Source organism: Streptomyces crystallinus, assembly GCF_039521265.1.
In the GTDB taxonomy this organism is placed as follows: domain Bacteria; phylum Actinomycetota; class Actinomycetes; order Streptomycetales; family Streptomycetaceae; genus Streptomyces; species Streptomyces crystallinus.
The window spans coordinates 23,257-36,168 of the sequence record NZ_BAAACA010000041.1; the positions used below are offsets into that span (position 1 = coordinate 23,257).

12 protein-coding genes are annotated in these 12,912 nt (G+C 72.3%); 8 read left to right on the forward strand and 4 right to left on the reverse strand.

The genetic code is table 11. The features are described from left to right. The first annotated feature begins 45 nt into the window (after positions 1 to 45). A complete protein-coding gene (gene rpe, locus ABD236_RS28675) occupies positions 46 to 729 on the forward strand; it encodes a ribulose-phosphate 3-epimerase (protein ID WP_344078540.1) in 684 nt (227 codons plus the stop codon). Positions 730 to 808: 79 nt separating this feature from the next. After that, on the forward strand, positions 809 to 1,861 hold the full coding sequence (locus tag ABD236_RS28680; RefSeq protein ID WP_079125786.1) for a sugar-binding transcriptional regulator: 1,053 nt from the start codon (positions 809 to 811) through the stop codon (positions 1,859 to 1,861). 144 nt (positions 1,862 to 2,005) lie between these two features. Here ABD236_RS28680 and ABD236_RS28685 read toward each other — a convergent pair whose 3' ends face one another. Genes ABD236_RS28685 through ABD236_RS28695 form a run of 3 tightly spaced genes read right to left on the reverse strand, consistent with a single transcriptional unit; the run spans position 2,006 to position 6,084 of the window. Next, positions 2,006 to 3,205 carry an amidohydrolase family protein gene (locus ABD236_RS28685; RefSeq protein WP_344078543.1) on the reverse strand — a complete coding sequence of 400 codons (1,200 nt, stop codon included), beginning with the start codon at positions 3,203 to 3,205 and terminating at the stop codon, positions 2,006 to 2,008. A 1-nt stretch (position 3,206) separates the two neighbouring features. After that, on the reverse strand, positions 3,207 to 4,535 hold the full coding sequence (locus tag ABD236_RS28690) for a type I glutamate--ammonia ligase (protein WP_344078545.1): 1,329 nt from the start codon (positions 4,533 to 4,535) through the stop codon (positions 3,207 to 3,209). Between the two features lie 4 nt (positions 4,536 to 4,539). Next, positions 4,540 to 6,084 carry an ATP-dependent DNA ligase gene (locus ABD236_RS28695; RefSeq protein WP_344078547.1) on the reverse strand — a complete coding sequence of 515 codons (1,545 nt, stop codon included), beginning with the start codon at positions 6,082 to 6,084 and terminating at the stop codon, positions 4,540 to 4,542. Positions 6,085 to 6,142: 58 nt separating this feature from the next. Between ABD236_RS28695 and ABD236_RS28700 the strand changes: the two genes are divergently transcribed. The 3 genes from ABD236_RS28700 (at position 6,143) to ABD236_RS28710 (ending at position 8,525) form a co-directional block, all read left to right on the forward strand. Further along, a complete protein-coding gene (locus tag ABD236_RS28700; protein ID WP_344078549.1) occupies positions 6,143 to 6,571 on the forward strand; it encodes a guanyl-specific ribonuclease in 429 nt (142 codons plus the stop codon). Further along, positions 6,568 to 6,912, forward strand: a complete 345-nt coding sequence (locus ABD236_RS28705; protein WP_344078551.1) for a barstar family protein — start codon at positions 6,568 to 6,570, stop codon at positions 6,910 to 6,912. The genes ABD236_RS28700 and ABD236_RS28705 overlap by 4 nt, the downstream gene beginning before the upstream one ends. A 131-nt stretch (positions 6,913 to 7,043) precedes the next feature. Beyond that, positions 7,044 to 8,525, forward strand: a complete 1,482-nt coding sequence (locus ABD236_RS28710) for a GuaB1 family IMP dehydrogenase-related protein (protein WP_344078553.1) — start codon at positions 7,044 to 7,046, stop codon at positions 8,523 to 8,525. A 107-nt stretch (positions 8,526 to 8,632) separates the two neighbouring features. Here ABD236_RS28710 and ABD236_RS28715 read toward each other — a convergent pair whose 3' ends face one another. Beyond that, positions 8,633 to 9,616, reverse strand: coding sequence for a GDSL-type esterase/lipase family protein (locus tag ABD236_RS28715; RefSeq protein WP_344078556.1), 984 nt, complete (start codon positions 9,614 to 9,616; stop codon positions 8,633 to 8,635). A gap of 357 nt (positions 9,617 to 9,973) precedes the next feature. Here ABD236_RS28715 and ABD236_RS28720 point away from each other — a divergent pair, with 357 nt between their 5' ends. The 3 genes from ABD236_RS28720 (at position 9,974) to ABD236_RS28730 (ending at position 12,905) form a co-directional block, all read left to right on the forward strand. Beyond that, the gene (locus ABD236_RS28720) at positions 9,974 to 11,458 is read left to right on the forward strand and encodes an amino acid permease (protein ID WP_425543983.1); all 1,485 of its coding nucleotides are present in this window, start codon (positions 9,974 to 9,976) and stop codon (positions 11,456 to 11,458) included. Between the two features lie 10 nt (positions 11,459 to 11,468). Further along, positions 11,469 to 11,924 (forward strand): Lrp/AsnC family transcriptional regulator, encoded by a 456-nt coding sequence (locus ABD236_RS28725; protein WP_101387350.1) that lies wholly within the window; start codon positions 11,469 to 11,471, stop codon positions 11,922 to 11,924. Positions 11,925 to 12,107: 183 nt separating this feature from the next. Further along, a complete protein-coding gene (locus ABD236_RS28730; protein WP_344078559.1) occupies positions 12,108 to 12,905 on the forward strand; it encodes a carbon-nitrogen hydrolase family protein in 798 nt (265 codons plus the stop codon). Positions 12,906 to 12,912: the final 7 nt, after the last annotated feature.

The window sequence follows — 12,912 nt, forward strand, 5'->3', positions numbered from 1 at the left end:
CGCACCGTGGCAGGCAAGTGGTGCGAGGCATGGCAGGCTTGGGGCATGGCTCAGATCAACCCCAGCATTCTCTCCGCCGACTTCGCGCGGCTCGCCGAAGAGGCCAAGGCCGTCGAGGGCGCCGACTGGCTGCACGTGGACGTCATGGACAACCACTTCGTGCCCAACCTCACGCTCGGCGTGCCGGTCGTGGAGTCGCTGCGCCGGGCGACGGGGACCCCGCTGGACTGCCATCTGATGATCGAGGACCCGGACCGCTGGGCCCCGCAGTACGTCGAGGCCGGGGCCGGGTCCGTCACCTTCCACGCGGAGGCCGCCGCCGCGCCGGTGCGGCTCGCGCGGGAGATCCGGGCCAAGGGGGCGCGGGCGTCGATGGCGCTCAAGCCCGCGACGCCCATCGAGCCGTACGAGGACCTGCTGCCCGAGCTGGACATGCTGCTCATCATGACCGTCGAGCCGGGCTTCGGCGGCCAGCCGTTCCTGGACGTGATGCTGCCCAAGATCCGCCGCACCCGGGAGCTGATCTCCAAGCACGGCCTCGAACTGTGGCTCCAGGTGGACGGCGGGGTCTCCGCGACCACCATCGAGCGGTGCGCGGAGGCGGGCGCGGACGTCTTCGTGGCCGGGTCGGCCGTGTACGGGGCGAAGGACCCCGCCGACGCGGTGCGTACCCTGCGCTCGATGGCGGAACGGAGCACGGCGAGCGCCCCATGGGCATGCGGCCACTGAGCCACGGCTCGGTGAACGCGGCCCTACGGGGCTGATCAAGGACCGTTGGATCTGACAGGATGAACAGCGAGTCCAGAGTGTGAACAGCAGTGAGGAGATCGCGGTGTCTGCAATGTCGGCGGGTCGGTCAGCCCTGCGGATGGGACCCGCGGAGCTGGTGCAGGCGGCGGCGATGGCCCGCCGCTTCTATCTGGAGGGCAAGTCCAAGATCCAGATCGCCGAGGAGTTCGGCGTCAGCCGCTTCAAGGTGGCCCGGGTCCTGGAGACCGCCCTCGAACGCGACCTGGTGCGGATCGAGATCCGCGTCCCGGCGGAGCTGGACGCGGAGCGCTCGGACGCGCTGCGCGCCCGGTACGGGCTGCGGCACGCCGTCGTCGTCGAGTCCCCCGAGGCGGGCGAGGACGAGTCGTCGCCCGACCCGGAGAACCTGGGCGAGGTCGCCGCCGACCTGCTCGGCGAGCTGGTCAGCGAGGGCGATGTACTGGGCCTGGCCTGGGGCCGGTCCACCATCCACATGGCGGCGGCCCTCGACCGGCTGCCGCCGTGCACGGTCGTCCAGCTCACCGGGGTGTACGACGCGGGCACGGCCGAGCGCGGCTCGGTGGAGGCGGTCCGGCGCGCGGCCCAGGTCTCCGGCGGCGACGCCCACCCCATCTACGCGCCGATGCTGCTGCCGGACGCCGCCACCGCGGCGGCCCTGCGCAACCAGACCGGGATCGCGCGGGCCTTCGAGTACTTCGACAAGGTGACCGTCGCGGCCGTCTCCATCGGTTCGTGGGAGCCGGGCATCTCGACGGTGCACGACATGCTGACCGACGAGGAGCGCGCGCACTACGCCTCGCTCGGCGTCGCCGCGGAGATGTCCGCGCACCTCTTCGACGCGGAGGGGCGGCGGGTCGGGCGGGACCTCGGCGAGCGGTGCATCACGGTCGAGGCGGACCGGCTGCGGCGGATTCCGGAGGTCGTCGCGATCGCCGGGGGCGCGCGCAAGGCTTCCGCGATCGACGCGGTGCTGCGGTCGGGGCTGGTCACCAGCCTGGTGACGGACACCGCCGCGGCGGACTTCCTGCTGCATGAGACCGGGGTGCAGCCCCGGCCCGCGCTCGACCGGGCCGACCCGGACGGGGACTGACCCCGGCCCCGTTTTGGGCTGCGCCCGGGTTTGCTTTCGGCTGCGAGCCGGCGGTCGGCTGGTCGCGCAGTTCCCCGCGCCCCTTTGCGGCCCGGTGTCTGTCTGCGGGCCGGTGGTCTCTTCTCGCGCAGTTCCCCGCGCCCCCTAGCGGGGGCGGGGCTCAGGGGACGGGGGCGTTCTGTAAACGCGTTCCGCGTTCTGGCTGGACAGCAGGTTCGTCACTCTGTGCGCGTCCGCGGGGGACCACGCCCCTGAGCTCGTCCAGGTCTCCAGGAGTTCGGCCAGGCCCTCCTTGAAGAGGCGGGCGCCGACCACGTACAGCTCGGGCAGGCCGTAGGCGTCGGTGGAGAAGAGCAGCTTGCCGAACGGGGTGAGCTCCAGCATCTCGGCCAGGACCGCGCCCGCCCGGGCGCCCGTGTGGCTCAGGGTGAGACCCATGTCCGCGTACACATGCGGATACACATGGGCGAGATAGGCCGCGTTGCGGTGGTACGGGTAGCCGTGCAGCAGGATCAGCGGGGTGCCGGGGCGGCGGGTGGCCCGGATGAAGTCCGTCAGGAGCAGTGGGTCGCAGCGGTGCAGCCGGAGGTCCGGGTCGCCGAAGCCGGTGTGCAGCTGGAGCGGCAGCCGGGTGGCCACCGCCGACCACAGCAGATGGCGCAGCAGTACCGGATCTCTGAGACGGTCGTCGTTCGGCCGTTTTTTCAGCCAATTCGCGGCCGCGTCCCGCACCTCGTGGAGCGCGGGCGGCTCGGGGGCGAGATCGAGTCCGTACCGGTAGGCGGCCACCGACTTGAAGCCCACCGCCGTGGTCGCCGCCGAGCGGATGCGCGCCGCCAGCTCCGCCAGGAACGCGTCCGCGTCCCGTGTGGTGTCGGCGACGAGCTCGGCCAGCCGCTCCAGGCGCACGATCTCGTGGACCGGCGCGCCGCTCAGCTCGGCGAGCTCGTCGGGCCCGGTGATGTCGCCGGGCAGACCGGTGTCCATGACGTACGCGCCGATCCCGCTGCCCCGCAGCAGCAGGCGGGTCGCCTCGCGCGCGCCGAGCTCCGCGCGCCGGGCCAGATAGCGCTCCGGGGCGCAGTGCGGCTCCAGGCCGAGCAGCGGCGGGCACCAGCGGCGCACCGCGAAGCCGAGCTGGGTGTCGAAGAAGCTGGTCCCGGGCGCGGCGGGCCACTCCGCCTCGGTGAGGAACGCCTCGAAGGCCGCCGGGCCGGGGTCGGTGCGCAGCACGCCGTGGCAGTGGTGGTCGAGCAGCGTGCCGGCGGGGACCTCGACGGGGGTGCGCCGGGGCGCTTCCGAGGCGGTCTCCCGCAGCTCCGCCGCCCCCTCCTGACCCGTCATCTCAGTACCGCCCCCGCGTCGCGTCCGCGATCTCCTGGGGGGACTTGCCGTCGAACAGGGCCGCCTCCGCCTGGCGGACCGCCGCGAACGACTCGAAGAGCGGGTCGCCCATCGCCTCGCGCAGGACGTCGGAGGCGGTGAAGTGGCGCAGCGCCTCGGGCAGGGAGGCGGGCAGCCGGGGTGCGGCGCCGACCACCGCCGGGTCGCCCGAGAGCGGCTCGGGCAGCATCGCCTTCGCGTCGAGGCCCGCGAGACCGGCCGCGATCACCGCGCCCACCACGAGGTACGGGTTGGCGGCCGGGTCGAAGCACTTGACCTCGGCGTTGGCGGCGTCCGGGTCGTCGGGGGCGCCGGTGATGAACCGGAGGGCGGCCTCCCGGTTCTCGTGCCCCCAGCACTGGAACGCGCCGGCCCAGCGGGAGGGTTCCAGGCGGAGGTAGCTGGCGGGGGAGGGGGCGCCCACGGCGAGGAGGGCGGGCAGGGCGGCGAGGACGCCCGCGAGGAAGGACTCGCCGTCGGCCGTCATGGCGAGGCGGCCGTCGCCGCCGGCGCACAGGTTGCGGCCGTCCTGCCAGAGGCTGAGGTGGAGGTGGGCGCCGTTGGCGACGCCGCCCGGGGTGACGACCGGGCCGAAGTAGGCGGTGAGACCGTGCTGTACCGAGACCGCGCGGATCGTCTCGCGCACCAGCACCGCCAGATCCGCCGCCCCCACCGGATCGGTGGGGGCCACCGACACCTCGAACTGGCCCTCCGTGTACTCGGGGTGGATCTGGAGCACATCCACACCCTGGTCCAGGAGTGCGCCGAGCACATCACCGACGTACGCGGACCGCTCCACGACCCGTGCCATCCCGTACGCCGGGCCTTCGAGGGAGGGCGAGAGGGTCCACTCGGTCTCGAAGCCCATCCGCAGGGACAGACCGCGCTCGGCGGCCCGGCCGGTCATCCGGCGGGCGAACAGGCGCTGGCAGCCCGGGTGTTCACCGCCCCGCTGGTCGTAGCGGTCCACCGGAGCCCAGGCCCAGCCCGGCTGCCCGGCGAGCACGGTCAGCCGGTCCAGATCCGGGAAGAGCCGCAGATCTCCGTCCGGGCCGCCGCTGAAGCGGCTGGAGGTGGCCGAGTCGTCCACCAGGAAGGCGTCGAAGCACGGCGACATGCCGACCCCGCGCTCCACGACCGAGGGCAGCCGGGCCGCGGGCACCGCCTTCACCCGGGCGACGCCCGCGTTGTCCACATGGGTCAGCGCCACCGCGCGCACCCCCTCGGAGGTCAGCCGCGCCGCCTCCTGCCGTGCCCGCTGTACCCGCTCCCGCACCTGCTCCGACCGCACTTGTTCATTCCCTCCCGCCGCCCAGCCGCTTCACCGTGGCGACCGTGTCCGCCTCCGAGGCGCTCTTGTCCTCGCGGTAGCGCACTACCCGCGCGAACCTCAGTGTCACCCCCTCCGGGTAGCGCGACGATCTCTGCACGCCGTCGAAGGCGATCTCTACGACGAGTTCCGGCCGTACCCGCACACCCCACGGCTCCTCGGCCACCGCCAGCTCCCGCAGCCGCTCGGTCTGCCAGGCCAGCAGGACGTCGGTGAGCCCCTTGAAGGTCTTGCCCAGCATGGCGAACGAGCCGTCCGGGCGGCGGGCGCCCAGATGCAGATTGGAGAGCGTGCCGGTGCGCCGGCCGTGCCCCCACTCGGCCGCGAGCACCACCAGGTCCAGGGTGTGCACCGGTTTCACCTTCAGCCACGAGGCGCCCCTGCGGCCCGCGCTGTACGCCGAGTCCAGCGCCTTCACCACCACGCCCTCGTGGCCGCGCTCCAGCGTCAGCGCCGCGAACTCCCGTGCCGCCGCGCGCTGTTCGGGGTCCGCCGCATCCTCCACCACCACCCGCCGCACCCGGCGCGGCTCGGGCGCCACCCGCACCAGCTCGGCGGCGCGCTCCCGTACGGACAGGTCGAGCAGATCGCGGCCGTCCACCGAGAGCAGATCGAAAAAGACCGGAAACAGTGGCAACCGGTCCTGTGCGCCGGCCACATCCAGCCGTGAGCCGACCCGGCCCGCGATGTCCTGGAACTGCCGGGGACGCCCCTCCCGGTCGAGCGCGATGACCTCGCCGTCCAGGATCGCCCGCCCGGCCGTCAACTCACGGGCGGCGGCCACCACTTCGGGCAGCCGCGCGGTGATCTCGTCGAGCGTACGGGTGAAGACCCGCACCTCGTCACCGTCGCGGTGGACCTGCACCCGGATGCCGTCGAGCTTCTCCTCCACCGCGCACGGGCCCAGCCGGTCCAGCGCCTCGTCCACGTCCTTGGCGGTGTGCGCAAGCATCGGCAGCACGGGCCGCCCCACATCCAGGCGGAAGGCGGCCAGCGCGTCGGTGCCGCCGCCGAGGAGGGCCTGGGCCACCGTCCCCAGCGAGCCGCCGAGCATGACCGCGCGCCGCACGTCCGCCGCCGGGGCGCCGGTCGCCTCCGCGAGCCCCTCCACGGCGGCGGCGTCCAGCGCGCCCTGCCGGACCTCGCCGGTGATCAGACCGATGAGGAAACGCTGCTCCTCCTCGGTCGCGGCGCCCATCAGCTCCCCGGCCAGCCGCTTGCGCTCACCTCCGGCGCCCTTGCCCGACAGGGCGCCGATCCGGTCGAGCGCCGCGTCGACCTCCTGGACCGTCAGGCTCGGGCTCACGGCGGGCGGCGGGCGGTCCTTGAGCGTGCTCCAGCCCAGGCCCGTACGGCGCTGCGGCAGCCGCCCCGCCAGATAGGTGACCACCAGCGGTGCCTCATCCGGCGCGGTCTCGCGGAACAGCGCGGCGAGCAGGGCGGACTTCTTCGTACGGGAGGAGGTCTCCGCGATCTGACGGGAGGTGGTGGCCACATCGGCGAGGAGCATGGGCCCATCGTCACCCGGCGCGTTCGCGCCCGCAGGTCCGGGATGACAGCATCGGTCCATGCTCACCAGGTCCGCCCGAACCACCGTCTCCGTCCTGCTGGCGTGTCTGGCGCTGCTGCTCACGGGGTGCGGGGGCGAGTCGAAGAAGGACGTGAGGCCGTCCGGCGCCACCGCCTCCGGCGCCGCCGCCACACCCGGCTGGGCCAAGGGCATGGCGACCGTGCGCGCCGACCGGCTGCCGCCCGAGGCGCGGCAGACCCTCGCGCTCATCGACCGGGGCGGCCCCTACCCGTACAGCAAGGACGGCACGGTCTTCGGGAACTTCGAGAAGGCCCTGCCGCAGCAGAAGCGCGGCTACTACCACGAGTACACGGTGAACACCCCGAAGTCGCGCGACCGCGGCGCCCGGCGGCTGGTCACCGGGCAGAGCGGCGAGATCTACTACACCGGCGACCACTACAAGAGCTTCAAGGCGGTGCTGCGATGACGGCCGACCCGTTCGACGCCGTACGGGCCACCGGCTGGCAGGTCGACGTGCTCGACCTCGCCGGCGTCACCGACAAGGCCGCCTTCATGGACCGCTGCGCCCGCGCGCTGCGGCTGCCGGAGTGGTTCGGCCGCAACTGGGACGCGCTCGCCGACTGCCTGGGCGACCCGGACTGGGGGCCGGCCGACCCCGGCCGGCTGCTGGTGGTGCGCCGCTGGCAGGGGTACGCGGCGGCGCGGCCGGACGAGTGGGAGACCGCCCGGGAGGTGCTGGACGAGGCGGCGGGCAGCGGCGACCACGGCACCCTCGCCGTGGTGCTCGCGCTCGGCGCCTCCGTCTGAGCGGCGCCTTCGTGCCACCGGTCCTTCGTGTGATCGCACGAGGGCCCTCTCCCACCCCTGGATGATCGGCCCGGGCGGCGCAATCATACGAACATGGGACAATGAAGTACGTGCGTTTAGCCCCGGCTGAAATGCCTGGGGTCACTCCGATCGACTGGGATGTTCTGCACGTGCGTTTCCTCAATGACATCAAGCCGCCGTACGACCTGACGTACGACGATGTGTTCATGGTCCCCAGCCGCTCCGCGGTGGGTTCCCGCCAGGGCGTCGACCTGTCCTCGCCCGACGGCACGGGCACCACGATCCCGCTCGTCGTCGCCAACATGACGGCGATCGCGGGCCGCCGGATGGCCGAGACCGTGGCGCGCCGCGGCGGCATCGTCGTCATCCCGCAGGACATTCCGATCGAGGTTGTCACCGACGTCATCACCTGGGTCAAGACGCGGCACCACGTGCTCGACACCCCCATCGTCCTCGCCCCGACGCAGACCGTCGCCGACGCGCTGGCGCTGCTGCCCAAGCGCGCCCACAACGCCGGTGTCGTCGTCGACGCCGAGCAGCGCCCGGTCGGCGTCGTCACCGACGAGGACCTGACCGGCGTCGACCGCTTCACGCAGCTCTCCGAGGTCATGTCCAAGGACCTGCTGCTGCTCGACGCGGACATCGACCCGCGCGAGGCGTTCAACAAGCTCGACCACGCCAACCGCCGCTACGCCCCGGCCGTGGACAAGGACGGCCGGCTGGCCGGCATCCTCACCCGCAAGGGCGCCCTGCGCGCGACCCTGTACAGCCCGGCCACCGACGCCCGGGGCAAGCTGCGCATCGCCGCCGCCGTCGGCATCAACGGCGACGTGGCGGGCAAGGCCAAGCAGCTCCTGGACGCCGGCGCGGACACCATCGTCGTGGACACCGCGCACGGGCACCAGGAGTCGATGATCGCCGCGATCAAGGCCGTCCGAGGCCTGGACCCGCAGGTCCCGATCGTCGCGGGCAACATCGTCGCCGCCGAGGGCGTGCGCGACCTCATCGAGGCCGGCGCCGACATCATCAAGGTCGGTGTGGGCCCCGGCGCCATGTGCACCACCCGGATGATGACCGGTGTGGGGCGTCCGCAGTTCTCCGCCGTCCTGGAGTGCGCGGCCGAGGCGAAGAAGTACGGCAAGCACGTGTGGGCCGACGGCGGTGTGCGCCACCCGCGCGACGTCGCCATGGCGCTCGCGGCCGGTGCCTCCAACGTCATGATCGGCTCCTGGTTCGCCGGTACGTACGAGTCCCCGGGCGACCTCCAGCAGACCGCCGACGGGCGGCTGTACAAGGAGTCCTTCGGCATGGCCTCGGCGCGTGCCGTGCGCAACCGCACCAGCGACGAGTCCGCGTACGACCGCGCCCGCAAGGCGCTCTTCGAGGAGGGCATCTCCACCTCGCGGATGTTCCTCGACCCGACCCGGCCGGGCGTCGAGGACCTGATCGACTCGATCATCGCGGGCGTCCGCTCCTCCTGCACGTACGCGGGCGCGAGCTCGCTGGCGGAGTTCGAGGAGAAGGCGGTCGTGGGGATCCAGTCGGCGGCGGGGTACGCGGAGGGCAAGCCGCTGCACGCCAGCTGGAGCTAGCGCTCCTGGGCGGGTTCTTGTCTGCGGGCCGGCTGTGGCCGGTCGCGCGGTTCCCCGCGCCCCTGGGTAGGAGGTGGCCCCCCGTGCGTTCGTGCGGGGGGCCGCTTCTATATGTGCGGTGCCAGTGCCTCCGTCACCGCTTGTGCGATCTTCTCGTGGCCCCTGTCGTTCGGGTGCAGGCCGTCCGCGAGGTCCTCGGGTCGTAGCAGGGGGCGGCCAGGAAGCACGTGGAGGTGGCTGTCGCCGTCTTTCACGCGGTCCCGGGCCGCCGCCTCCATCGCTTCGCGCAGGGCGCTCAGCGTGGCGCCCAGGGCGTTCGGGGTGTGTTCGGCCTCCGGGTGCAGGAGCGGGGAGAGCAGGAGCAGCGGGGTGCGCGGGTGGCCCCGGCGCAGCAGGGTCAGGAACGCGCGGGTCGTCTCGTACAGGAGCTCGGGCGAACTCGGCACCCCGGACCAGCAGTTGGTGCCGAACGCGAGGGTCAGTACGTCGGCGGGCCGTGTCGCCATCTGCTCCGCCGTGGCGAGTTCGCCGCGCGCGGCCCCGGCGTAACCGAGGTTGACCGTCTCCAGGCCGAGCGCCCGCCCGGCCACCGCCGGCCAGGCGTGGGCGGGGCGGGTCGACCACCAGCCCTCGGTGATCGAGTCGCCGTGGACCAGCCAGCGCGGCCGGCGCGGCGCGGGTGCGAGCGCGCCGCCGACCCCGCGCACGGCGAGGATCCGGGGCGAGCGGTCCTGCGGCGGATGGACCGTGAACGGGCCGCCGCCCGGCGGGAGTTCGAGCACCGCGACCGCCTCCTCGGCCGGTGTCACGGCCGTCTCGTGGACCCGGCGGCCGTCCGCCCAGAGCGCGAAGGTGTGGGCGAGGGAGCGCATCGACTCGGTGGGCGCCGGTACCTCCGCGCGGTAGTGGATCTCCACGGCCGATGCGCCGGCAGCGGCGAACTCCAGCCTCACCCCTATCGGCAGCCGCGCCCGTTCCGCGATGTCCCACGGCAGTCGGGCCAAGTCGTCCGGATCGGCCCGCACCGGCCTCCCCTTCGCGTCCCGCCAGGCCACTCCGCGCAGAAACGGCTCCGGGTCCAGCCAGGTCATCCATGCCTCCGATCGCGGGTCCCGGGCACCCGGGGGAGGGGTGTCGGGGACCTCACTCCTACCCCGCGCCGAAGAGCCTGATCACACCGTTGACGCACGGATCGAACGCTGATGCGCAACAAACACCCATCCGTCGCCCTTGTGCGCAATGATCATTCACCAATGCGCAAGGTTGCTGCATTACGAGCGGGAAGCGGAACCCTTTACTCTTCTCGCCATACGTGGAGTGGCGGCGACCGCCTGCTCGGCGGTACCGGCCACGGTGTGCTCAGTCATGCCCGGATTGCCCCTTCGTACGGGAGGGCCGGACCGTCGCGGTCGTCGGCTTCCGAAGGCAGCGACAAGGAGCCCACTGAAGTGTTGGACCACGGCACAGCGCCCCCCGCCGCAGCGGCACCGGTCACCGAGGGGAAGCGGCCCGGCAACCCGCTGATGCGGCGCAAGCCGGTAGAACTGCTGGTCGCCGAGGGCGGCAAGGGCGAGGGCGGCACTCTGCGCCGCACCCTCGGCATGTGGCAGCTCACGATGATCAGCATCGGCGCCACCCTGGGCACCGGCATCTTCGTCGTCCTGGGCGACGCCGTCCCCAAGGCCGGACCCGCGGTCACCCTGTCGTTCGTCCTCGCCGGGCTCACCGCGCTCTTCTCCGCGCTCTCCTACGCCGAGCTGGCCGGCTCCATCCCGGTCGCCGGCTCCTCGTACTCGTACGCTTACGCAACGCTCGGCGAACTCGTCGCCTGGGTCTGCGGCTGGTGTCTGATCCTGGAGTACGGCGTCTCCGTCGCGGCCGTGGCCGTCGGCTGGGGGCAGTACCTCAACGAGCTGCTCGACGGGACCATCGGGGTCACCATCCCCGACGCGCTCTCCGCGCCGCCCGGCGACGGCGGGATATTCAACCTGCCCGCGCTGATCGTGGTGCTGCTCGCGATGGTGTTCCTGCTCGGCGGCGCCCGTGAGTCGGCCCGCGCCAACACCATCATGGTCGCGGTGAAGATCGTCACCCTGGTGCTCTTCTGCTCCATCGGCATCATGGGCTTCAAGTCCGGCAACTACTCCGACTTCATGCCGCTGGGCATGGCCGGTGTCAGCGCCGCGGGCTCCTCCCTCTTCTTCTCCTACATCGGCTTCGACGCCGCCTCCACCGCCGGTGAGGAGGCCAAGAACCCGCAGCGCGACCTGCCGCGCGCGATCATGCTCTCGCTGATCATCGTCACCGCGCTGTACGTCCTGGTCGCCGCCGTCGCCGTGGGCGCCCGCCAGTGGAAGACGTTCGAGGGCAGCGAGGCCACGCTGGCCGCGATCATGAACGACGTTAGCGGCCAGACCTTCTGGGGCACGCTGCTCGCCGCCGGCGCCGTCATCTCGATCGCCAGCGTGGTGCTGACCGTGCTCTACGGCCAGACCCGCATCCTCTTCTCGATGTCCCGCGACGGCCTGGTCCCGAAGATCTTCGGCAAGGTCCACCCCAAGACCGGCACCCCCCGCGCCAACACGGTCATCGTGTCGCTCTTCTGCGGTGTGCTCGCCGCGGCCATCCCGCTCGGCGACCTCGTCGACGCCACCAGCATCGGTACGCTCTTCGCCTTCGCGCTGGTCAACATCGCCGTCATCGTGCTGCGCAAGACCCGCCCGGACATGCCGCGCACCTTCCGCGCCCCGCTCGGCTGGCTCTGCCCGATCCTCGGCTTCTTCTTCTGCATCTACATGATGAAGGGCCTCGGCACGTCCACCTGGACCGTGTTCGGAGTCTGGATGGCCGTCGGACTCGTGATCTACTTCGGATACGGCATCCGCCGCTCCCGACTGGCCACGGCCACGGACACCGTATCCGCAGAGAAGTGATCCACCCGCAGTGCGACTCAATGACCTCGACGAGCGCATCGTCCACGCGCTCGCTGAAGACGCCCGCCGCTCCTACGCCGACATCGGCTCGCTGATCGGCCTGTCCGCGCCCGCCGTGAAGCGGCGCGTGGACCGGCTGCGCGCCGAGGGTGCCATCACCGGATTCACCGTCCGGGTGGACCCCGCGGCGCTCGGCTGGGAGACCGAGGGCTTCATTGAGATCTACTGCCGCCGCAACACCTCGCCGGACGCCATCAGGCGCGGCCTGGAGCGCTACCCCGAGGTCGCGTCCGCCTCCACCGTCACCGGTGAGGCGGACGCGATCGTCCAGGTCTTCGCCTCGGACATGCGCCACTTCGAGCGGGTCCTGGAGCGGATCGCGGGTGAGCCCTACGTGGAGCGGACCAAGTCGGTCCTGGTCCTCTCGCCCTTGCTGCGACGCTTCTCGTCGGGCTCTCCCGCATGATCGGCTGATTCCGGGGCACCGGGCGTGTGGGCCGGGTCATGCCGCGCAACGAATCGCCGCCGAGCGGCCAGGACGCGCAACGAATCATCCTCCGGCGCGCAACAGTCGCGCCTTGTCGGGGCCGAACGGCGGAACGTACCTTCTACGTGACCCCTTCAACCACTTTCGCCCTCGAGGTCTGCCATGCCACCGCTGCGCACCGCCCTGCTCCAGAGCTCCGGCCGTCCGGGTGACGTCGCCGCGAACCTGAAGGTGCTGGACGAGGCGGCGGCCCGGGCCGCGGCGACCGGGGCGGGCCTGCTGGTCACCGCGGAGATGTTCCTCACCGGCTACGCCATCGGGGACGACGTGCCCAGGCTGGCCGAGGCCGCCGACGGACCCGGCGCCGAGGCGATCGCCGAGATCGCCGTGCGCCACGGCCTCGCGGTCCTCTACGGCTACCCCGAGCGGGACGGCGAGACGGTCTACAACTCGGCCCAGCTCATCGACGCCCACGGGCAGCGGCTGGCCAACTACCGCAAGACCCACCTCTTCGGCTGCTTCGAGCAGGAGTGGTTCACGCCCGGCGACCAGCAGGTCGTCCAGGCCGAGCTGAACGGGCTCCGGCTGGGCATGATGATCTGCTACGACGTGGAGTTCCCCGAGAACGTCCGGGCGCACGCGCTGGCCGGCACCGACCTCCTCCTGGTGCCCACCGCGCAGATGCACCCCTTCCAGTTCGTCGCCGAGTCCGTGGTGCCGGTGCGCGCCTTCGAGAACCAGATGTACATCGCGTACGTCAACCGGACCGGCCCCGAGGGCGAGTTCGAGTTCGTCGGGCTGAGCTGTCTGGCCGGGCCCGACGGCACCGCCCGGGCCCGCGCGGGCCGCGAGGCCGAGCTGGTCGTCGGTGACGCCGACCCCGAGTTCCTGGCCGCCTCGCGCGCGAACAACCCGTATCTGCGCGACCGCCGCCCCGGCCTCTACACCTCCCTCGTCTGACCCGGAC

Excerpts from the sequence above, each read along its gene's own strand:
- ABD236_RS28695 (WP_344078547.1), bottom strand. The coding sequence starts at position 6,084 with ATGCTCCTCGCCGATGTGGCCACCACCTCCCGTCAGATCGCGGAGACC.
- ABD236_RS28730 (WP_344078559.1), top strand. The coding sequence starts at position 12,108 with ATGCCACCGCTGCGCACCGCCCTGCTCCAGAGCTCCGGCCGTCCGGGT.
- ABD236_RS28715 (WP_344078556.1), bottom strand. The coding sequence starts at position 9,616 with ATGACCTGGCTGGACCCGGAGCCGTTTCTGCGCGGAGTGGCCTGGCGG.
- ABD236_RS28705 (WP_344078551.1), top strand. The coding sequence starts at position 6,568 with ATGACGGCCGACCCGTTCGACGCCGTACGGGCCACCGGCTGGCAGGTC.
- ABD236_RS28710 (WP_344078553.1), top strand. The coding sequence starts at position 7,044 with ATGCCTGGGGTCACTCCGATCGACTGGGATGTTCTGCACGTGCGTTTC.
- ABD236_RS28700 (WP_344078549.1), top strand. The coding sequence starts at position 6,143 with ATGCTCACCAGGTCCGCCCGAACCACCGTCTCCGTCCTGCTGGCGTGT.
- rpe (WP_344078540.1), top strand. The coding sequence starts at position 46 with ATGGCTCAGATCAACCCCAGCATTCTCTCCGCCGACTTCGCGCGGCTC.
- ABD236_RS28685 (WP_344078543.1), bottom strand. The coding sequence starts at position 3,205 with ATGACGGGTCAGGAGGGGGCGGCGGAGCTGCGGGAGACCGCCTCGGAA.